Annotated in this window: 19 protein-coding genes and 1 tRNA gene; 6 read left to right on the forward strand and 14 right to left on the reverse strand. The window is 59.3% G+C overall.

Features of this window, described 5'->3' with window-relative positions; genetic code table 11:
- Positions 1–18 precede the first annotated feature (18 nt).
- Both FB555_RS02465 and FB555_RS02470 read right to left on the reverse strand, forming a co-directional pair.
- Positions 19–1,035 carry a tRNA (adenine-N1)-methyltransferase gene (locus tag FB555_RS02465; protein WP_182483839.1) on the reverse strand — a complete coding sequence of 339 codons (1,017 nt, stop codon included), beginning with the start codon at positions 1,033–1,035 and terminating at the stop codon, positions 19–21.
- The gene (locus FB555_RS02470; protein WP_343046379.1) at positions 1,032–1,724 is read right to left on the reverse strand and encodes an HAD family hydrolase; all 693 of its coding nucleotides are present in this window, start codon (positions 1,722–1,724) and stop codon (positions 1,032–1,034) included. The genes FB555_RS02465 and FB555_RS02470 overlap by 4 nt, the downstream gene beginning before the upstream one ends.
- A gap of 72 nt (positions 1,725–1,796) precedes the next feature.
- On the opposite strand from FB555_RS02470, the gene FB555_RS02475 reads away from it, so the two are divergent.
- A complete protein-coding gene (locus FB555_RS02475; RefSeq protein WP_182483840.1) occupies positions 1,797–2,747 on the forward strand; it encodes a PAC2 family protein in 951 nt (316 codons plus the stop codon).
- 7 nt (positions 2,748–2,754) lie between these two features.
- On the opposite strand, the gene FB555_RS02480 is transcribed toward FB555_RS02475, so the two are convergent.
- Positions 2,755–3,582 carry an undecaprenyl-diphosphate phosphatase gene (locus FB555_RS02480; RefSeq protein ID WP_182483841.1) on the reverse strand — a complete coding sequence of 276 codons (828 nt, stop codon included), beginning with the start codon at positions 3,580–3,582 and terminating at the stop codon, positions 2,755–2,757.
- 61 nt (positions 3,583–3,643) lie between these two features.
- Entirely contained in the window at positions 3,644–4,957 is a 1,314-nt protein-coding gene (locus tag FB555_RS02485) for a M20/M25/M40 family metallo-hydrolase (protein WP_182483842.1), read from the reverse strand.
- A gap of 60 nt (positions 4,958–5,017) precedes the next feature.
- Between FB555_RS02485 and FB555_RS02490 the strand changes: the two genes are divergently transcribed.
- Positions 5,018–5,100: transfer RNA gene (locus FB555_RS02490), tRNA-Leu, on the forward strand.
- Positions 5,101–5,879: 779 nt separating this feature from the next.
- Here the strand turns inward: FB555_RS02490 and FB555_RS02495 are convergent.
- From FB555_RS02495 to FB555_RS02510, 4 genes are read right to left on the reverse strand one after another with little or no spacing between them, the layout of a single operon-like run.
- Positions 5,880–6,338, reverse strand: a complete 459-nt coding sequence (locus tag FB555_RS02495; protein ID WP_182483843.1) for a hypothetical protein — start codon at positions 6,336–6,338, stop codon at positions 5,880–5,882.
- A 26-nt stretch (positions 6,339–6,364) separates the two neighbouring features.
- Positions 6,365–8,161, reverse strand: a complete 1,797-nt coding sequence (locus FB555_RS02500) for a DEAD/DEAH box helicase (RefSeq protein ID WP_182483844.1) — start codon at positions 8,159–8,161, stop codon at positions 6,365–6,367.
- 22 nt (positions 8,162–8,183) lie between these two features.
- Positions 8,184–9,404: a D-alanyl-D-alanine carboxypeptidase family protein gene (locus FB555_RS02505; RefSeq protein WP_182483845.1), complete on the reverse strand. Its 1,221-nt coding sequence runs from the start codon at positions 9,402–9,404 to the stop codon at positions 8,184–8,186.
- A gap of 20 nt (positions 9,405–9,424) precedes the next feature.
- Entirely contained in the window at positions 9,425–10,231 is an 807-nt protein-coding gene (locus FB555_RS02510) for a TrmH family RNA methyltransferase (protein WP_182483846.1), read from the reverse strand.
- Between the two features lie 60 nt (positions 10,232–10,291).
- On the opposite strand from FB555_RS02510, the gene FB555_RS02515 reads away from it, so the two are divergent.
- Positions 10,292–11,158 (forward strand): Sir2 family NAD-dependent protein deacetylase, encoded by an 867-nt coding sequence (locus FB555_RS02515; RefSeq protein ID WP_182483847.1) that lies wholly within the window; start codon positions 10,292–10,294, stop codon positions 11,156–11,158.
- On the opposite strand, the gene FB555_RS02520 is transcribed toward FB555_RS02515, so the two are convergent.
- Both FB555_RS02520 and FB555_RS02525 read right to left on the reverse strand, forming a co-directional pair.
- Positions 11,111–12,220, reverse strand: a complete 1,110-nt coding sequence (locus FB555_RS02520) for a glycosyltransferase family 4 protein (RefSeq protein WP_182483848.1) — start codon at positions 12,218–12,220, stop codon at positions 11,111–11,113. The genes FB555_RS02515 and FB555_RS02520 overlap by 48 nt on opposite strands.
- On the reverse strand, positions 12,217–13,167 hold the full coding sequence (locus tag FB555_RS02525; protein WP_182483849.1) for an alpha/beta fold hydrolase: 951 nt from the start codon (positions 13,165–13,167) through the stop codon (positions 12,217–12,219). Before FB555_RS02525 ends, FB555_RS02520 begins: the two co-directional genes overlap by 4 nt.
- 69 nt (positions 13,168–13,236) lie before the next feature.
- Here FB555_RS02525 and FB555_RS02530 point away from each other — a divergent pair, with 69 nt between their 5' ends.
- Entirely contained in the window at positions 13,237–13,938 is a 702-nt protein-coding gene (locus tag FB555_RS02530) for an exonuclease domain-containing protein (RefSeq protein ID WP_182483850.1), read from the forward strand.
- An 88-nt stretch (positions 13,939–14,026) separates the two neighbouring features.
- On the opposite strand, the gene FB555_RS02535 is transcribed toward FB555_RS02530, so the two are convergent.
- The 3 genes from FB555_RS02535 to glgA all read right to left on the reverse strand — a co-directional run bounded on the left by FB555_RS02535 (position 14,027) and on the right by glgA (position 16,473).
- Entirely contained in the window at positions 14,027–14,278 is a 252-nt protein-coding gene (locus FB555_RS02535; protein WP_182483851.1) for a type B 50S ribosomal protein L31, read from the reverse strand.
- Between the two features lie 200 nt (positions 14,279–14,478).
- Positions 14,479–15,267 (reverse strand): ABC transporter ATP-binding protein, encoded by a 789-nt coding sequence (locus FB555_RS02540; RefSeq protein ID WP_182483852.1) that lies wholly within the window; start codon positions 15,265–15,267, stop codon positions 14,479–14,481.
- 18 nt (positions 15,268–15,285) lie between these two features.
- Positions 15,286–16,473: a glycogen synthase gene (gene glgA / locus FB555_RS02545; RefSeq protein ID WP_182483853.1), complete on the reverse strand. Its 1,188-nt coding sequence runs from the start codon at positions 16,471–16,473 to the stop codon at positions 15,286–15,288.
- 104 nt (positions 16,474–16,577) lie between these two features.
- Between glgA and FB555_RS02550 the strand changes: the two genes are divergently transcribed.
- Both FB555_RS02550 and serB read left to right on the forward strand, forming a co-directional pair.
- The gene (locus FB555_RS02550; RefSeq protein WP_182483854.1) at positions 16,578–17,819 is read left to right on the forward strand and encodes a glucose-1-phosphate adenylyltransferase; all 1,242 of its coding nucleotides are present in this window, start codon (positions 16,578–16,580) and stop codon (positions 17,817–17,819) included.
- The gene (gene serB / locus FB555_RS02555) at positions 17,816–18,496 is read left to right on the forward strand and encodes a phosphoserine phosphatase SerB (RefSeq protein ID WP_182483855.1); all 681 of its coding nucleotides are present in this window, start codon (positions 17,816–17,818) and stop codon (positions 18,494–18,496) included. The genes FB555_RS02550 and serB overlap by 4 nt, the downstream gene beginning before the upstream one ends.
- Before the next feature lie 4 nt (positions 18,497–18,500).
- Here serB and fabG read toward each other — a convergent pair whose 3' ends face one another.
- Complete coding sequence (fabG, locus tag FB555_RS02560) at positions 18,501–19,253, reverse strand: 3-oxoacyl-ACP reductase FabG (protein WP_343046380.1); 753 nt, start codon at positions 19,251–19,253, stop codon at positions 18,501–18,503.
- Positions 19,254–19,282: the final 29 nt, after the last annotated feature.

Raw genomic sequence — 19,282 nt, forward strand, 5'->3', positions numbered from 1 at the left:
CTGAGTGTATCGGCCACGTTACTGGGAATCTGGTGATGCGTCGTCCACGGGGGCCATGGCCAGCTCGGAACTTTCGGTTGCCGCCCGAACGCGCTTGCGAAGGCTCTTAGGGCTTATTTCTCGTCCGCCGAGGGCTCCCGGTGTCCACGCCTCAACATCTTCATCGGTGAAATCACTCTTGGACGCACGTCGTTTCAGGTCGGGCAAGATGGCTCCCGGAGCGAGGCGACGTGCGGTGACCAAGAAGGCTGTGTGGCCAATCATGCGGTGATCGGGGCGAACGGCGAGTCCCTCGACATGCCAGGTGCGAACGAGAGTTTCACTTGACGCGGGGTGGGTGAAATTACCGGATGCCCGCAACGCCTCCACGACGCGCGAAAGTTGGGTGACCGTGGCGACGTAGCAGAGCAGTACTCCCCCGGGCACGAGAACGTCCGAGACGGCATCCACGCATTCCCACGGGGCAAGCATGTCGAGAATGACCCGGTCAGCGGTTCCGGCGGGCACAGTGGCGGGAAGGGATTCGACGAGATCGCCTACCGTGATGGTCCAGTTTTCGGGGTCGTAACCGTGAAAGGTGCTTCCGTTTGCCCGCGCAACGTCGGCAAATTCTTCGCGACGCTCGTAGGAAAACAGGTGGCCGGTGGGGCCGATGGCGCGAAGGAGCCACAGTGAGAGTGCCCCGGAGCCGACACCAGCCTCGACCACGCGCGCACCGGGAAAGATATCGGCTTGACCCAAAATGGCTTGGGCTTCCTTGGGATAAATGATGGCGGCGCCGCGGGGCATCGACATGACAAAGTCGATCAGGAGCGGGCGCATGGCCAGGTAAGGCACCCCCACGGTATTGGGCACGACAGACGCATCCGGAACACCAATGATGTCGTCATGCCTGATGGCGCCTCGATGCGTGTGATACTCGCCGCCAACCTGGAGTGTGAAGGTGTTCAGCTTGCCCTTGGGGTCCGTGAGTTGCACGCGGTCGCCGGCACGGAAGGGTCCTGGAAGGAAACGAGCATTCGTGGTGTCGCTCATGCGCGAGCCTCCTGTGCTTGGGAATACAACGAAAAAATGTCCTCGGCCGTGACGCCCGCCAGCGAAGGCAAGATGACGAAGCCCATGTCGCTGGTGAGGTCAACCATGTGGTGCACGCCAATGGCCACGGTTCCGGCTGTGCGCGCCGAGCCCAAACCGGCTGGAGAATCTTCGATGGCCACACACTCCGTCACGTCAACGCCGAGAAGCGTGGCGCCCAGAATATAGGGCTCGGGATGCGGCTTGGAGTTTTTGACATGATCGCCAGCCACGATATGAGAAAAGGGCTGCCCGGGAACGAGTTCGGCGATTCGGTTTGCCATGCGCTCGAAGGACATCGTCACCAGGGCCTGGGGAATACCGGCGGCGGCCAGCTCGGTGAGAAGCTCGAGAGCTCCAGGGCGCCAGGGCACCGCAATTTCGAGCTGCTCCACTACGCGGGTGGTCAGGCGCTCAATAATCTCACTCAGCGGGAGGTCGACGCCGCGCTCGAATAGTTTGGCGGCTGATACGGCGAGGCCGTTTCCGACAAGGCTGAGACCGTCGGCGTGGGTCCACGTTTGACCGAAGCTTTCGCACAGCTCAATTTCGGCCACGATCCAATAGGGTTCGGTGTCGACAATGGTTCCGTCCATGTCCCACAGGACACCGGAGGGCAAAGGAAGGGGGGTATTTCGTTCAAGGCTCACAACTCTCAAGCCTACTGTCGGCAGTAGGTCGTATCCTTTGAAGTGGACGTAAACGAGATAAGGCTGGGCGTAGTGAGTGAAAAAGACAAGGTTTTTCGGGGGCGACTGCTGGTCGTTGCCTTTGAAGGTTGGAACGACGCGGGCGATGCCGCGAGTTCCGCTGTGCGCACCTTGCAAGAGCAACTCGAGGTTATCGAACTCATCTCGGTAGATTCCGAGACCTACTACGACTTTCAGTTCAACCGCCCAACTATCGGTTTTGATGACGAGGGCAACCGCACTCTGGCGTGGCCGACGTCCACCTTGTACGCTCCCTTGGTTCCCGGCCAGTCGCTCCCCGAGCCCGTTGAGGAACCCATGTTGAACGTGACCGGGACCAACACGGCCAACATTTACTTGCTGCAGGGTGTGGAACCGTCCCGTAACTGGCAGACGTTTGTGACCGAAATTATGGATGTCGCGCTCGCCGCTGATATCAGCGGGATGGTCTTTCTGGGAGCGATGCTGGCCGATGTACCCCATTCCCGGCCGGTGCCCACGTTTGTCTCTAGTGACAACGCCCAGGTGCGCTCTCAGCTGGAAGTTGAACGCAGCACGTATGAGGGCCCCGTGGGGATTCTGAGCGTATTGGCCATCGCTGCCGAGTCCGCGGGAATCCCGACTGTCTCGGTTTGGGCCTCGGTTCCGCATTATGTTCACCACGGACCCTGCCCCAAGGCAACGTTGGCGTTGATTGACAAGCTCGAAGAGATCATCGATGTTGTCATTCCGCGCGGAACCCTCGTGGAAGACACCGCCGAGTGGCAAAAAAACATCGACAAGCTCGCTCAAGACGATGAAGATATGACGGCGTACATCACACAACTGGAGCAGGCGCGAGACGTCGTGGACTCCCCCGAAGCCACGGGCGAGTCGATCGCTCAGGAGTTTGAGCGTTTTCTTCGGAGCGAAGACAAGCCCGACGCGAATGGTCCTGCAGGATTCGGTGGCCCGACCGGCCCGACCGGCCCACCTAAGGCTTAGCGAAGGCCTAGTAGGGCTGAAGCACTCCGGTGAGAAGGAGGGCAACGAGCGCCATTCCGAGAACGATGCGGTAGATGACAAATGGCATAAAGCTGTGCTTGCCGAGCCAGTTCATCAGGAACGCGATGATGGCGAGACCCATGAAGAAGGCAACCACAGTGGCGGTCAAGGTTTCAAAAGGCCCAAAAACGGACGGTTCTTTGAAGCTCTTAGCGAGCTGGTAGAGCCCGCTTCCGAACACAGCTGGAATCGCGAGGAGAAACGAATAGCGGGCTGCTGCCGTGCGGCTAAAGCCCATGAAGAGCCCGGCTGTAATGGTGCCGCCCGAACGGGAAACCCCGGGAATCAGGGCAAGGGCCTGAGCGAGACCGAAGATAATTCCGCGTCCAACAGTGATCTGGTTGAGGTTTTTGGTCTTTCGCCCCACGATGTCGGCGATCCCTAAGAGGATTCCAAATCCAATGAGCGTCCCGGCGACTATCCAGAGGGAACGCAGGGTCGTTTCGATCTCTTTTTGGAAAAGGAGGCCCAAAATGATGATCGGGAGAGAGCCGAGAATGATCAGCCACCCCATTCGGGCATCCTCGTTGCGGCGGGCAACGCGGCCGATGAGGGATCCGGCCCACGCCTTGACGATGCGCACAATGTCGCGCCAGAAGTACAAGATGACGGCCGTCTCGGTGCCGAGCTGGGTTATCGCAGTAAACGTTGCCCCCGGGTCGCCGGCGTGAGGCAAGAACTCACCGAGAATGCGCAGGTGCGCCGAGCTCGACACGGGCAGGAACTCGGTGAGTCCCTGAACAAGTCCGAGAATGATGGCTTCGAAGAATCCCATGGCTATTTCTTTCGCGAAAGGGGGCGCCAGAAGCGCGCGTGAAAAATCTAAAGGGGGTTATTTAGTACGTGCGGAGAAGGTCTGTGAGAACGGCCCTGCCAAACACTAACGCGTCGAGCGGGACGCGTTCGTCAACGCCATGAAACATCGACGGAAAATCAAAATCTTTAGGAAGCTTGAGAGGGGCGAAACCAAATCCGCGGATGCCCAGTTTGGCCAGGGCCTTGTTGTCGGTTCCCCCGGAGAGCATGTAGGGCAAAACGTGAGCATCAGGGTCAAACCTGAGGAGAGAGGACGTCATCTTCACGGCAAGAGCACCGTCGAGGGTGGTCTCGAGGCCAATGTCGCGATGGGAAATAACGATCTCGATGTCGGGCCCGACGATGTCAGCGATGGTGGCAAGGGTGGCTTCCTCATCCCCGGGTGCCGTGCGCACGTCAATGAGGGCACTCGCCTGGTCGGGCACGACATTGTGCTTGTAGCCGGCCCTCATGACCGTTGGATTCGCGGTGGTGCGCAGCGTGGCGAGAATAAACTTGCTGGCGCTCCCGGTGGCAATGGCCACCTGTTCGTGGCCGATCTTCTCGATATCGGTGCCCAGGATGCCGGCAACCTTGGTCAGGAGCTCTTCTGTGGTGCGTGTCAGGCGCAGTGGCCACTCGTGTCGCCCCAGGCGAGCAACGGCTTCAGCGAGCATTGTCACGGCGTTGTGGGGGTTGATGAGAGAACCGTGTCCGGCGGTCCCCCGTGCCACAAGTTGGATCCAGAGCATTGCCTTCTCGGCCGTCTGCACCAAATAGGCCGTTTCGCCGGCAAGGTCCACTGAGTACCCGCCAACTTCACTAATGGCTTCGGTGGCCCCCTCGAAGAGTTCTGGATGTTCATCGACGAGGTGATGGGAGCCAAACGCTCCGCCATTCTCCTCGTCGGCGAAAAATGCGACGACGAGGTCTCGTTCGGGTTGGTGACCGCCTCGAATGATGTCGCTGAGGGCAGTCAGGATCATGGCATCCATATTCTTCATGTCCACGGCACCGCGACCCCACAGCATTCCGTCTTTGATCACACCTTCGAAGGGGTCTACCGACCAGCTTTCCGCGTCCGCGGGAACCACATCGAGATGCCCATGCACAACCAGTGCCGGCTTGGTGCGGTCGCGACCGGCAACCCGGGCGACAACACTCGTGCGGCGAGGGGCTGCATCAATCAGCGTGGGCGTGAGTCCGAGGTTTGTGAGATAGGCGGCAACGTATTCGGCAGCCTCGGTCTCTCCATTACTTTTTCCCGAACCAAAGTTTGAGGTGTCAAAACGTATGAGATCCCGAGCAATGAGGGCTGTCTCATCGAGAGAATCTTTCGCGATGTGGGTGGGCATGACTTAACCGTACTTTGATTCGTGATAGTCTAAATTTTTGTTGCTTCGGCATCAAAACCTGCGCGGGTGGCGGAATGGCAGACGCGCTAGCTTGAGGTGCTAGTGTCCGAAAGGACGTAGGGGTTCAAGTCCCCTTTCGCGCACAGGTGTGATGTCTCAGGACATCGCGTACAGAGAAAACCCCGGCCCTGTGTGGGCTGGGGTTTTCTACATTTCTGAGGCAAAGGGCTAATAAGCAAAATCTTTGCCCAGACTGGGATGATCACCCGTTTACAACCGAGGTGGACTTCGCCGCGTATGCCGACGTCGCTAAAATGTAGTGCACTATCCTTCTTGACCACGGAATTGGGATCATGCCACCGGCCCACCTGCATAATTTGATGCTGCAGAACAGCACGTCCACGAAACATATCCGTGCCGGACTCACGGGCAATGACGTCACCTGTCTCCTTCTGCGCGAGCTCGACCAGTGAAAAGCCCAAAGCCTGTCTGGCAACGGCAATGGCGCCTGCGCCTCGTTGTTGCCTGGGTGGTCGGAACAGTTGGGGTGACTGCCACCATTATTTCGATTTCACCGAGTTTAAGTTTGACATTCTCTTTTTTCGGCAATTCTTCATACGGCGTTTTTCATCTCACCACCTTTACGATCGCGGCGGTCGAGTTGGCCATCCCCATCTTCATCGCTCTCGCGATAGCAAATGCCCGTAGACGCTGGTGGCTTTGGCTCGGTTCAACCGTTATCCTCGTGCTACTACTGCTTCTCCTGCGACCAGCTTTCGGGTCGCTAAATGTTTTCTGGTTAGGGTGAAATTAGGTGTAACAAACCACGCCGGCCTCAACCCGGATTTCGTTTGGACTCCACGGCGACGGCAATTTAATCGGTGAGACGTTAATCGGACCCGATGTTCGTGAGCCATTGCTGTCAGGCGTTGACGAGGGCTTCCTGAGCCAGTGACGCTTTCCAGCCGACGAGCTTGCGCACGGTTTCGCTCTTATCAGAGGCGAGGAGGGTCATGACGTCATCGGGCACGAAGAAGTTCACAGCAACCCAGCTGCGGACCTGTTCGCTCTTGTCGGTGCCGAGGTGGCGCAAGATGTCGCACGGCGTGCTCTCGTTGCGGGCTACACACACGCGCACACCCTCGTTTTTGTCCTTGGCCAAGTCCCACATGACATCTTCGGGTGTGTGGTACCCGAGGGCAGCACTTTCGCGAATCTTAGGGTTCTTGTCCTTGGCCATGGCGCGAATCCGCAGAATCTTGGATTCCGTGATCACGGGAGAAAGAAACTGGGCAATGGACTGGTCGCGTTTGCTCTTATCGCCCCGAAGTTCATCGAGTTGACGAAGCTGGGCTGGGGTATTGAAACGGATGCACGACATCCAAAAATATTACCCCCGAGTTCTCGTTATCGGGGGCTCGAAATGCGGCGGCGCATGAGATCAATTCGCGACTGCAATTGCGCAACCGTTGCCGTAGCCACGGCAGGTCCCCCGCAGGTTTGACGGAGCTCGTTGTGCACCATGCCGTGCGGCGTGCTGGTCTGCTTTGACCAGAGCGAAACCAAGGAGTTGAGAAGGGTGCGCTGCTCTTTCAAACTTCGGAAAAGCGCCTGTGGGCGAACCTCGGCTACGTCATAGGACGTGGCTCCAGGTTTACTCCCCCGGGCGGATTGACGGCGTTGCCGTTGCTTGAGGAGGTCACTGATCTGGTCCGGTTCCAACAAACCCGGGATCCCAATGAAGTCGAGTTCTTCGTCACTGCCCGATTCGGCGTACGCGCCAAACTCGTCACCCTGAAAAAGGGCTCGGTCAAAGTTCGCATCCGACCCGAGAGCGGCAAACTCAAATTCTTGTTCGAGAGCCTCGCTGGCCTTGTCATCACGCTCGGCCTGTTCCATGAGGTTGGCCTCGGGATAATCGGCGTCCTCCCCCGGCTTCAGGCGTCGCTCAAGAGCGTGATCACGCTGCACTTCGAGTTCCGTGGACAGCGCCAGAAGCGACGGCACGTTGGGGACAAAAACGGTGGCGGTCTCTCCGCGGCGGCGTGCCCGCACGAAACGTCCGATGGCTTGGGCGAAGTAGAGGGGGGTTGCCGCGCTGGTGGCGTAGACACCGACTGCTAAACGAGGAACGTCCACTCCCTCCGACACCATGCGAACGGCGACCATCCAGCGACGATTCGAGGCCGAGAACGTGTCGATGCGCTCCGAGGATCCGGGTTCGTCCGAGAGGACCAGCGTCACCTCTTCGCCGGAGATTGTCTGCAGAATGGCGGCATAGGCGCGCGCGGCATCTTGATCAGTTGCGATGACCAGACCCGCGGCATCCGGAATGCTATGACGTACTTCGGTCAGACGCCGATTGGCGGCCTGCAAGACCTGCGGGATCCAGTCGCCTGCGGGATCCAGAGCAGTGCGCCACGCTTGCGCCGTGATGTCCTTGGTGTTGTCTTGACCAAGCCGGGCTTCCATCTCATCGCCGGCACGGGTACGCCAGCGCATGGCCCCGGCATAAACCATGAAGATGACCGGCCGCACAACGCCGTCACTGAGGGCGCGGGAGTAGCCGTAGTCGTAATCGGTTTGTGACACGAGAACGCCGTCGCGGTCGGGCAGGTACGCCACGAAGGGGATGGGAGCGGTGTCGGAGCGAAAGGGAGTACCGGTGAGCGAGAGTCGGCGCGTGGCACGATCAAAGGCCTCGCGAATCGCGTCCCCCCAACTGAGGGCGTCTCCCCCATGATGAATCTCGTCGAGGATAACCAGAGTGCGGGAGGACGCGGTGAGGTCACGGTGCACATGGGCCTTGGTGGCGACCTGCGCGTAGGTCACGGCAACGCCGTGATACTGGCGGGCATGGCGCTTTTGGGAGTTCGTGAAGCCGGGGTCGAGCCGGATGCCGACGCGGTGCGCCGCTTCAGCCCATTGATTCTTGAGATGCTCGGTGGGCGTAACCACCGTGATGCGGTCGATGATGCGCCGGCGCAGGAGCTCGCTGGCCAGACGCAGGGCAAACGTGGTCTTGCCGGCACCAGGGGTTGCCGCGGCGAGGAAATCCTTGGGTTCGGTGGCGAAGTACACCTCGAGGGCTTCCACCTGCCACGCCCGCAATTTCTCGGCGGTACCGCGGGCGGCGCGATCCGGAAAGGAAGGAGAGAGGTGTTCGGCGGCGGCGGTTCCAAAGCTCGTCGATTCACCCGTCATGATGATTCAATTTTACTAGGCGTTAGAACAATTCACCGGCGTGCGTCAGCCGCCATCCGGCCCCGGGGTCATCCAGTGCCACGGTGAGATCAAGCGGGATCGACAGTGACTCGGTGCCAACGGATATTTCGAGGGTGCCGACAACGGTGCCGATTCCCCCGGAACCGACCCGGGAAACAACTGGCGTCACGATGATGGGGGTATCGCCAAATACAACGCGGGTCAAGGACTCCTGGGAGGCAATATCAGCGGATGCACCCCAGGCGGTCACCGCGGAGCCGAAGGTTTGACCGTCTGTCGTGACGGTGACCTCGTGAAAGCTCGCGCGAACGGAAGCCAGGAGGGCCGTCACGGAATCTCGCAACTGTGCGTGCGTTTCGGCCCCGAGCGTGACCCCAATCACGTGCACGCTCTGGGTGCCCACCTGGAGGACTGCCGAATAGAGCAGCGTTGCGCCGGCATCAAGGGTGGTGCCGGTTTTGATACCGTTGACTCCCTCGGTACCCAAAAGTTGATTGCCGTTGCGGATGGCCCCAATCTCGGGAATATCGGCGGTTTGAGTGCCAACAATCTCGGCCAAAGAAGGGCTTGCCATGACAAGGGAACCAATGGTCAGCATGTCGGCGGGAGTGCTGCGACTTCCCGAGGAGATCCCGCTGGCATCGTCGACGACTGTGTCAGTAAGCCCCCGCGTGGCCAGCCACGTGTTCGCCGCCACGAGGTAGGAGTCGAAAGAGCCATACGCCCAGGTCGCGAGAGAAACAGCATAGTTATTCGCAGACACCATGAGCATCACCGTGAGGGCCTGCTTCTGCGTGAGTTGCATGCCGTTAGTCACGACTTCAAACGAGCCCAACTCCGCCTGCGTCTGTTGCAGAATCTGAACATCCGTTTGGGTAAACGTAATGGTGGGGCCAGGGTCGGCGGCATCCGCGAGGGGCTTGGCGTCGAGGATGACGAGAGCCGTGATGACCTTGGTGATGCTGGCGATGGGGACCTGCTCTTGTGGACCATCGGTAGCCAAAGTGCCGAACCCCTCGGCGGCAATCGCACTTTCGCCGTAACCGGGGAGCGTCAATACTGCGGCGGGCTGCGTGAGCGCCGGAGCATCCAGCAGGGTGACCGCGGCTGCGGGAAGTGGGGCGACAAGGGTGGTGACGGCAAAGATAACAGCGAGCAACATGGCGGATGCCGTGCCAAAGACGACCTGCCGGCGGCGGCGGAACACGGCGGGAGAGGGCATTTGACCAAGCGTAGTCGGGACTATTGCTGCAGGGCGTATAACGCGACGGCGCTCGCCGAAGCCACGTTCAATGAATCGATACCGTGCAACATGGGGATGGTCACAATGGTGTCGGCGGCCTCTAGGGCCGTGCGACTGAGGCCGTCCCCCTCTGTGCCCAGAACAAGGGCAACACGTTCGGGAGCGTGTGCGGCGAAATCGCGCAGACTGACGGCGTCATCGGCTAACGCGAGGGCAGCAACGTGGAAACCCGCATCGGCCAAGAGCGTGCGCGCCTCGGGCCACTCGGGCAACCGGGTCCACGGCACCTGAAGCACCGTGCCCATGCTCACTCGAACGCTGCGGCGGTAGAGCGGATCGGCGCACCGGGGGGTGACAAAGACGGCGTCGGCCCCCAGACCCGCAACCGCACGAAAAATGGCCCCCACATTGGTGTGGTCGACGATGTCCTCGAGAATGACGACGCGTTTGGCGTTCGCCAGCAATGCAGCAGGATCGGGAAGGGGCGGCCGATGCATGGAGGCGAGGGCGCCGCGGTGCAGGTTGTATCCCGTGAGGCTCTCCAAGAGCTTGCTCTCCCCCACATAGATCGTGCAGTCCTCAAAACCTTCAACCAAAGGTTCAAGGTCTGGCAGCCACTGTTCCTGCAGGAGTACGGAGCGCGGACGATGGCCGGCCGCTAACGCACGCTGGATGACTTTCGTCGATTCCGCGATGTAGAGGCCCCGTGCTGGTTCGCTCATGCGGCGCAGAACGGCATCCGTCAGACGATTGTAATCAGCCAATCCGTCGGCAGTGAGATCTTCGATGTGAACGATAGTGGCCATCCCCCCAGTTTGTCAGTGAACTGAAACATGCACGAAACGCGTGCCCTTTAGGCTCGGCCTATGGCCGCGGTGCTCACGAGCGAAGTGTATGTCGAGGGACTAGATTCCCTCGTCGAAATTTTGGCGGGCAAACGCGTGGCGGTTCTTACGGGTGCCGGGGTCAGTACTGACTCGGGAATCCCCGACTATCGAGGACAAGGTGCGTCCAAGCGCACGCCCATGAACATCTCCAGTTTTCTGAACAGCGAGACCTCGCGTCAGCGCTATTGGGCCGGAGCGCACATTGGCTGGCGCACATTCTCAGATGCCGAACCAAATGGTGGCCATATCGCCCTAGCGGCGATGGAGCAGGCCGGCATTATCGAGGGTGTCATCAGCCAAAATGTGGATGGGTTACATCGCCGTGCTGGGTCCTCGCACGTTGTCGACCTGCATGGAAGTCTTGACCGAGTGCGATGTTTGGACTGCGGCCAAATGTTTGACCGCACCGGCGTTGAGCGCCAACTTCAAGAGCGCAACCCGTGGCTCGACCTTGCCGACAGCGTCACGCTAGCCCCCGATGGTGACGTGGAGGTTCGAGAATTCGAGCGCATCGTCGTGCCGCACTGCACCGTGTGCCTCGGAACGTTGAAGCCGGATGTCGTATTTTTCGGTGAATTCGTGCCGCCTAAGACATACGCGTCAGCGGCTTCCTTGGTTAAGCGCGCCGACGCTCTGTTGATCGCGGGATCCTCGCTCACCGTGAATTCTGGGATTCGCTTGCTCGAACAAGCGCGTCGCAGGCGCCTCCCCATTGTGATCGTGAACCGCGGAGAAACCAAGGGCGATCAGCGTTCAGTGTTGAAGCTTTCCGCCGGCACGAGTGACGTCTTGGCCCAGCTAGCCCTTCGCTTGGGCGTCGGCGACCTCTACGAGGACATCGAGTAGTTTTTTCGCAGACACGGGCCAGCTGAACGCCGCCGCTTGTGTCAAAGAGGCGTGGGATGCGCGGCTCCACGATCTATCCTCCTCAAGGGTGCGAATCGCTGAGGCAAACCCGGCAGCATCTCGTGGGGTGACGTAGCGGGCCGCTGCTCCCCCAATTTCGTGAAAAATCTCGATGTCACTGACGACTACCGGTGTTCCCAAGGCCATTGCCTCCACGAGAGGAATCCCAAAGCCTTCATCCAGGGAAGCGGAAACCAGTGCCGTGGCGGTGCGCAGCGTGGCCTGATAGTCCTCTTCGGAGGTGCCGTTGTGAAATATGAGTCGCCCGGTTGGCGCAATGGCCTGAAGACGTGTTTTGTCGGCTTCAGACACTCTGCTCAGGAGGTGTAAGTCGTATTCCGGTAACAGGTCCATGGCTCGCACGAGGGTTTCGACGTTCTTGTAGGGCATGAACGATCCCATGTAGATCAGGGACTTTGTGCGGGTAACAGGATCGCGAAAGGATGTGGCTCCAGACGCGACGGCGGCAGTGTCGGCGGCGTTCGGTACGACGTAGACGGGCTTGCGGGTGAGGTGATGTTCGGCGATCAATGTCGCGGTGGTGTTTGAGACCGCCACGATGGCGTCGGCGCCGTTCAGCAACAAGCGTTGCGGCCACCAGGCGAGGTGGTACAGGCGCCACAGGAGGCGCACGGGCCATGACAGCGATGTTGGAGGCTTGGGGTGCCGGTAGTAAATGAGGTCGTGCACAGTGAGAACCAGCGGATACCGGCGACCGCGTGAGCCCATTGTCTGCATGGGGCTGAAGACGATGTCGGGGCCGAAGGCGTTGATCTGGTGGGCCACGATCATCTCGCGGGCACTGGTCGGCGCCGAGATGAGCTTCCATGGCACAGCGGGGAGCAGGGCGAGCTGAGCTGGGTCATGGATGAGCATGGTGACGGTGTGCTCCCCCGTTTCCGCGGTAATAGCCGCCAACTCTTCAACGAGCCGAGCGCTGAAGCGCGAGATTCCATCGTGATGGTCGGTACGCACGTAACGGCAGTCAAAGAAAATCTTCATGGCGTGCGGGTTGTCGCGGAGGTCGCCTGCCGGGGTGGTAGCCCCAGAAAGGATCGAATGTTGTGGGCAGCGAAATCCGGGGCTTCGTAGTGAACGAGATGGCCGACGCCCTTGACAACTTCGAGGCGGGCTCCCGTGAGGCGTGAAGCGAGGGCTTTTTGCTCGGGAAGAGCGGTGATGTCGTCTCGATCAGCCACCAAAAGCAAAAACGCCACCGGATCTTTGCGCGCATTGATGGCATCCACGAACTGGTTGACGTCGTTGTTCACGGATGTCTCGAAAGCCTCGAGAACGGATGCCCGGCTCACAAAATCGCTGAAGTACGAGTCGTGCTGCTCATGGATCCAGGTGCGCAGCTCTGGGTCCTTGGTCTTGGCCATCGTGACGCTCATGATGCGCACGATGGCGGTGTTCTTCAGGAGCGCGAATCCGGCTTTCTCCGGCAGGACCGCCGCGGCCTTGTAATACAGCACGGCGAGACGCGTCATGAAACCGTTGGGTCCCTTGAGCGCGTTGACCGCAATCGGGTTGATCAAGACGGCCTGATGTGCCGGCAGCCCCCCGGCCAGCGCTGCAGCGACGACGATGGAGCCAAAAGAGTGGCCCAGAATCACGCTGTGAGGGTGTGCCGACGGGACCGTCACAGCTGCGTAGAAATCTTGCAACCACAGGGAGTATGCCTGGATATCACTAACGCCGGGTAAGGCATCCGAAGCGCCGAAGCCTGGAAGGTCCGGGATAATCACTCGGACGTCGCCGCCCAGTTCGGCCACAATGGGTTCGAGGCCGTGATGATCGCCGCGGAATCCGTGAATCATGACGATGGTCTTCGAGGCGTCGGGTTGACCGTATTGCCAAAAGTGTGTGGTGACGCCCCTGACGCCCACGGTGTGCTCGTTCACGGGGATAACGGCCAGCTTGGCGGCGAACGGGGAGAAGGGACTCATGGTGGCTAAAGTCTACGGCTCACGGCGCACAGGGCCCGAGATGTCGGGGGCCGCCTCTAGAGTGAAGGGGTGACTGACTCGAAACTGCCCGAATGGGCCAATGTCCTAGCCGTCTTTGATACCGAAACAACCGGCATCGCAACGGAGACCACCCGCATCGTGAGTGCGCATGTCAGTGTGCTGACCCCCGATGGCGAGAGTACTCAGGGGCGTGATTGGCTGATTGATTGTGGCATCGAGATCCCCGCCCAGGCGACCGCCGTTCACGGCATTACGACCGAACGAATGCGGGCAGAGGGTGCCCCCGCTCCCGACAGCATTTTCGAGATTTTGACACTGCTGCAAGGGTATTTCGACGCGGGCGTCCCCGTTGTCGCGTACAACGCCTCCTATGATTTCTCGATTCTTGATCGTGAAGCGAAACGGTACGGCTTAGACACAATTGCGTCGGTGAAGCCCGTCATCGATCCTCTCGTCATCGACAAGCAGGTCGATAAGTATCGCAAAGGCAAGCGCACCCTCGAGGCGGCGTCGGCCTACTACGGTGTTTCTCTCGAAGGAGCCCACGATGCTGCAGTGGACGCAATTGCAGCCGGCCGTGTCGCGCAAGCTATCGGCCGCAAATACGCCACGGAGCTCAACATGAGCGCTAACGATTTACATGATGCTCAGGTCACGTGGGCGGCTGCTCAGGCGGCAAGCTACGCCGAGTGGCGTCGCGGCCAGGGCCTCGCTGTTTTCCCGGGAGATGGTCTTTGGCCCGTCCGCTAAGGCGATTTTTCGGGAGTAGAGGCAATAAAAAAAAGTGGTCAGCTGATGCTGACCACTTTTTTTGTGAAAACTAAAGAGAAGTGTCGAATTACGCGCCGAAGCCCTTGAAGCGCTGGTTGAACTTCTCGACACGACCGGCGGAGTCCATGATGCGCTGCTTGCCCGTGTAGAACGGGTGCGAGGCGCTGGAGATCTCAACGTCGATGATGGGGTACGTGTTGCCGTCGGTCCACTCGATCGTCTTGCTGCTCGTGACGGTCGAGCGCGTGAGGAACGATTCGTCTGAAGCGAGGTCGTGAAAAACGACGGCGGCGTATGTGGGGTGAATGTCAGACTTCATCAGGAATTCCTTTGAGTGATAATGCGTGGTTATGTGTGGTGAGAACTCTCACGCACGAAGCTTTCGGCACGAACATACTAGCTACGATGCCGACTTATAACTATAACAGACGGGCAGGCATGCTCAGGGCGTTGCTGTGGGCCTCATCGCGTTGGGCCTCATCGTGTTGAGCCTCAGCGCCGGTGACGAGAAAGCAGGGATTACTGGGGTCGTGCCGCCGCACTAAAGCGACCGTTATTATTCACGACGTCAACACTCACGCCGAATGCCTTCGTGAGGTTGTCGCTCGTCAGAGTTTCGTTCAGAGGGCCCGCAGCGACGACCCTGCCGTTAGCCAGCAGGAGCGCGTGGGTGAAGCCCCGAGGAATCTCTTCGACATGGTGAGTGACCATGATGATTGCCGGAGCGGTCGAGCTGGACGCGAAGGCGCTCAGCATGGACATGAGTTCCTCGCGCATTCCCAAATCGAGGCCGGCCGAGGGCTCATCCAACAAAAGAACCTCTGGATCGGTCATGATCGAGCGGGCAATCTGCAGGCGCTTCTGTTCGCCTTCGCTCAGCGTGCCAACCTCACGGTTGGTCAAGCCCTCCAAACGCCATTCAGTGAGGACGCGACGGGCGCGGCGGAGGTCAATGTCTTCGTACACTTCACCACGACGCTCGGCGGCAGCATAGGCGGCCGTGACAACCGCATCGACAACGATCTCGGTCGGAGGAATGCGCTTGGCCATGCCGGAAGACGCCAATCCCACGCGTGGACGAATCTCTTCGGGATCACCGGTGGCGAGATCCTCGCCTAAAACGAGGGCCGTGCCAGAGGTGGGGACTTCCCACGCGGCAGCTAATTCAAGAATGGATGTCTTGCCCGCGCCGTTGGGCCCGAGGATGACCCAGCGCTGGTCAGAAGTAACTTCCCAGCTGACGTTGTCAACGATGGTGTTACCACCTCGTTCGAGGGAAACATTAGAGAGTCGGAGCACCAAAGACATAGCTCCCATGTTATCGACCTATCGAGTGCAGACGATGTCGTAGACGGCCCGTGTCTGGGTGGCAATGCGTGCCCAGTCAAAATGATCCTTCGCCCGCTGGCGCGCGGCACGGCCCATCTCCGCGGCGCGAGCAGGGTCGGCGAGGGCGTGATTCAAGGTGGCGCTTAAATCTTTGATGAATGTCTGGGGGTAAAGCGGCGTGCCTGTCCCGTCCGTGACTTGTTCGAGAGGGACGAGCCAGCCGGTCACTCCATCCTCAATGACTTCAGGGATGCCGCCGGTTGCTGTACCCACAACGGGAATCCCGCAGGCCATGGCCTCGAGGTTGACGATCCCGAGAGGTTCATAGATCGAGGGGCACACAAAGATCGTGCCCTGCGTGAGGACTGCCGAGAGCTCGTGCCGAGGAAGATGCTCGGAGATCCAGATCACCCCTGATCGTGTCTGGCGAAGGGTCGCAACTTTTGCTTCAACCTCGGTAAGGATCTCGGGCGTATCGGCGGCACCGGCACACAGGATGATTTGCACGTCGGCAGGTAATGTTTGAACAGCCTCGAGAAGGTAGGGCAACCCCTTTTGGCGAGTAATGCGTCCAACAAAAACAACCGATGGACGGGTCGGATCGATGTCATAACGCTCAAACACGCCAGCGTTCTCGGTTGGACGCCACGCCTCACAATCGATGCCGTTGTGAATCGTGTGCACCTTGGCTGGATCAATGGCGGGGTAACACCGCAGGATGTCCTGACGCATGCCTTCGCTCACGGCAATCACGGCGTCCGCTGCTTCATAGGCCGATTTCTCAATGAAGCCGGACAGCCGATATCCTCCACCAAGTTGCTCGGCCTTCCACGGGCGTAGCGGTTCGAGGGAGTGTGCGGTGATGACGTGCGGGATGCCGTGCACGAGCTGCGCGAGTCGTCCAGCCTCGTTGGCATACCAGGTGTGGGAGTGAACAACGTCGGCGCCCACAACATCGTTTGCCATCTGGAGATCGACGCCGAGGGTGGCAAGGGCACTGTTCGCCGAAGTCAGTTCGGCAGGTACCCGGTACGCAAACACGTCGGCCTCAGTGCGGTCCGCGCCAAAACAACGAACGGTCACGGAAATACTCTCGCGAAGAGCCGCGACAAGCTCTGTGACATGCACGCCCGCTCCCCCATAAATTTCGGGAGGATATTCTTTGGTAAGTAGCTCTACACGCATGTTTTCCACGTTAGTGCAGAGGTGCCAATGCCATCGTGAAAACACTTCTTGATTGAAAGAAGGAACCGAGAAAATACTGAGATTGCTGGCGTATGATTTTGGCCATGACGCCACAGAAGGTTTTCGGGATTGTTCTTGCTGGAGGCGAAGGAAAACGGCTGATGCCGTTGACCGTAGACCGGGCAAAGCCCGCGGTTCCCTTCGGTGGTCAATACCGCCTCGTGGACTTTGCAATTTCGAATCTCATCAATTCTTCGCTCCGCCAAATTGTAGTGTTGACGCAATACAAGTCACATTCCCTAGACCGCCACGTTTCGCAGACGTGGAGAATGTCATCGCTCCTCGGTGCCTACGTAGCATCTGTTCCAGCGCAGCAGCGCCTGGGGAAACGATGGTTTAGCGGCTCAGCCGATGCGATTCTTCAAAGCCTCAACCTTGTGCGCGACGAGAAGCCAGACATCGTTGTTGTGGTGGGCGCCGACCACGTGTATCGCATGGATTTCGATCAGATGATCGCGGCCCATGTTGCCTCTGGAAAACGCGCTACCGTCGCTGCTATTCGGCAGCCCATCGCTTTGGCAGATCAATTTGGTGTAATCGAAGTCGACCCCGCTGACCCGACGGCGATCACTCAGTTTCTCGAAAAGCCCAAAAATCCCATTGGGTTGCCCGACGCTCCCCACGAAGTGCTCGCCTCGATGGGGAATTACGTCTTTGACACGGATGCGCTGATCGAGGCCGTCGAAGCGGATGGCGAACGGGCCGAATCGACGCATGACATGGGGGGCGACATCATTCCGTATTTCGTTGACCGTGGTGAGGCCGGCGTGTACGACTTTCAACGCAACACGGTTCCGGGCTCTACGCTGCGCGATCGTTACTATTGGCGCGATGTCGGATCTATAGATTCATTTTTTGACGCGCATCAGGATCTCATTTCGGCCCTTCCGATCTTCAATTTGTATAACAGCGACTGGCCCATCTACTCGATGCAGGTGAACTCGCCCCCGGCCAAGTTCGTGAGGGATGCCAAAGGCAGTTTGGGGGCGACGATTGATTCGATCGTGTCACTGGGTTCCCTCATCTCGGGTTCCCACATTGAGCGCAGTGTTCTCGGTCCTTGGACCAGGCTTCACTCGGGTTGCAGAGTTGTTGACTCCGTGCTGTTTGATCACGTTGAGGTCGGTCAGGATGCGGTTGTGATTCGAGCGATTCTTGACAAGGAAGTCGTCGTCAGGCCAGGTGCCACAATCGGTGTGGATGCCACGCGCGACCGTGCTCGGGGGTTTACGGTGACGGACTCGGGCATAACCGTCGTAGCAAAGGGAGTGTTGGTCGAGCCATGAGTTATGTTGCCACCACGACAAGTCCGATCCGCACAATCCGGTCGCAGCGGGTTCTCGTCGTCCTCGATGTCGATTCCACCCTCATCGAGAATGAAGTCATTGAACTTCTTGCCGCCGAGGCAGGCTCGCTGGAGCTTGTCGCCGAGGTCACCGAACGAGCCATGCGCGGTGAGCTCGATTTTGTGCAGAGCCTACGAGAGCGTGTTGCCACACTGGCCGGCCTTCCCGAGAGCGTCTTTGACGTCGTTCGCTCCCGCATTCGCGTCACGAAGGGTGTCCCTGAGCTCATTGCCGGTGTCAAGGCCTTCGGCGGCCACGTGGGTGTCGTTTCGGGAGGCTTTCAGGAACTTCTTGATCCCCTCGCTGAGGACCTCGGTCTTGATTTTTGGAAGGCCAACCGCCTGGAAGTTGTGGACGGTCGGCTGACGGGTCATGTCGTCGGTGAAATTATTGATGGTGCCGCGAAGGCTGTAGCGCTCAGCGCGTGGGCCCTCGAGACCCAGACCTCGCTGAACGACACCGTCGCGATTGGCGACGGCGCCAATGACCTCGCCATGATGGCGGTAGCCGGTCTTTCCATTGCGTTTTGTGCCAAGCCGATCGTTCAAGAGCAAGCAAACGTTGTACTCAATGAGCGCGACCTCGCCAAGGCACTCGACATCATCGGCTTGATCTAAAGAGCTAGTGCCCCATTCCTAGACCGCCGTCTACGGGAATGACGGCTCCCGAAATGTAGCCCGCGTCATCGGAAGCGAGCCACGCTACAACTTTCGCCACCTCTGACGGTGTGGCAAACCGGTTTGCGGGAATGTTCCGCTTGTACTCGGCCTGCTGTTCTTCGGGTAACGCGGCCGTCATGTCGGTTTCGATGAACCCCGGGGCGACGACATTTGCGGTAATACCCCGTGACCCTAGTTCCCGGGTCAGTGAGCGAGCCATTCCGACGAGAGCACTCTTGGAAGCAGAATAGTTAACTTGGCCCGCGGACCCGTAGAGCCCGACGACGCTGGAAATCAAAATAATTCGACCGAAACGAGCCTTGAGCATGCCTTTGGTCGCACGCTTGACAACTTTAAAGGCACCGCCCAAGTTGGTGTCCACAACAGTGTCGAAATCTTCATCGCTCATGCGCATGATGAGCGTGTCCCGCGTGATACCAGCGTTTGCAACGACGACCTCCACCGGTCCAAGTTGAGCTTCAATCAGAGCGTAGGCGGCATCTAACGAAGCCCCATCGGTAACATCGGCAGTGACAGTTAAACAACCGGCGGGACCTTCCCCCGATCGTGCCGTGACTGCCACGCGGTGCCCTTGGGCCACGAACTCTTCGGCCAAGGCGTAGCCGATGCCACGATTACCACCAGTAATGAGAACGGTACGAGCAGTCACTTTTCCTCCAGCCGGATGCGCTTCACGCGCTTTGAGCGAAATCACGGGCTCCTAGGGGCGAACGGGGTCCATTT

Source organism: Alpinimonas psychrophila (assembly GCF_014137865.1).
Classification (GTDB): Bacteria; Actinomycetota; Actinomycetes; order Actinomycetales; family Microbacteriaceae; genus Alpinimonas; species Alpinimonas psychrophila.

Bases quoted from the DNA above. Each gene is read 5' to 3' on its own strand.
- FB555_RS02485 (WP_182483842.1), bottom strand. From the start codon at position 4,957: ATGCCCACCCACATCGCGAAAGATTCTCTCGATGAGACAGCCCTCATT.
- FB555_RS02550 (WP_182483854.1), top strand. From the start codon at position 16,578: ATGACGCCACAGAAGGTTTTCGGGATTGTTCTTGCTGGAGGCGAAGGA.
- FB555_RS02510 (WP_182483846.1), bottom strand. From the start codon at position 10,231: ATGGCCACTATCGTTCACATCGAAGATCTCACTGCCGACGGATTGGCT.
- FB555_RS02540 (WP_182483852.1), bottom strand. From the start codon at position 15,267: ATGTCTTTGGTGCTCCGACTCTCTAATGTTTCCCTCGAACGAGGTGGT.
- FB555_RS02505 (WP_182483845.1), bottom strand. From the start codon at position 9,404: ATGCCCTCTCCCGCCGTGTTCCGCCGCCGCCGGCAGGTCGTCTTTGGC.
- glgA (WP_182483853.1), bottom strand. From the start codon at position 16,473: ATGCGTGTAGAGCTACTTACCAAAGAATATCCTCCCGAAATTTATGGG.
- FB555_RS02480 (WP_182483841.1), bottom strand. From the start codon at position 3,582: ATGGGATTCTTCGAAGCCATCATTCTCGGACTTGTTCAGGGACTCACC.
- FB555_RS02525 (WP_182483849.1), bottom strand. From the start codon at position 13,167: ATGAGTCCCTTCTCCCCGTTCGCCGCCAAGCTGGCCGTTATCCCCGTG.
- FB555_RS02465 (WP_182483839.1), bottom strand. From the start codon at position 1,035: ATGAGCGACACCACGAATGCTCGTTTCCTTCCAGGACCCTTCCGTGCC.
- FB555_RS02495 (WP_182483843.1), bottom strand. From the start codon at position 6,338: ATGTCGTGCATCCGTTTCAATACCCCAGCCCAGCTTCGTCAACTCGAT.
- serB (WP_182483855.1), top strand. From the start codon at position 17,816: ATGAGTTATGTTGCCACCACGACAAGTCCGATCCGCACAATCCGGTCG.
- FB555_RS02515 (WP_182483847.1), top strand. From the start codon at position 10,292: ATGGCCGCGGTGCTCACGAGCGAAGTGTATGTCGAGGGACTAGATTCC.
- FB555_RS02520 (WP_182483848.1), bottom strand. From the start codon at position 12,220: ATGAAGATTTTCTTTGACTGCCGTTACGTGCGTACCGACCATCACGAT.
- FB555_RS02535 (WP_182483851.1), bottom strand. From the start codon at position 14,278: ATGAAGTCTGACATTCACCCCACATACGCCGCCGTCGTTTTTCACGAC.
- FB555_RS02500 (WP_182483844.1), bottom strand. From the start codon at position 8,161: ATGACGGGTGAATCGACGAGCTTTGGAACCGCCGCCGCCGAACACCTC.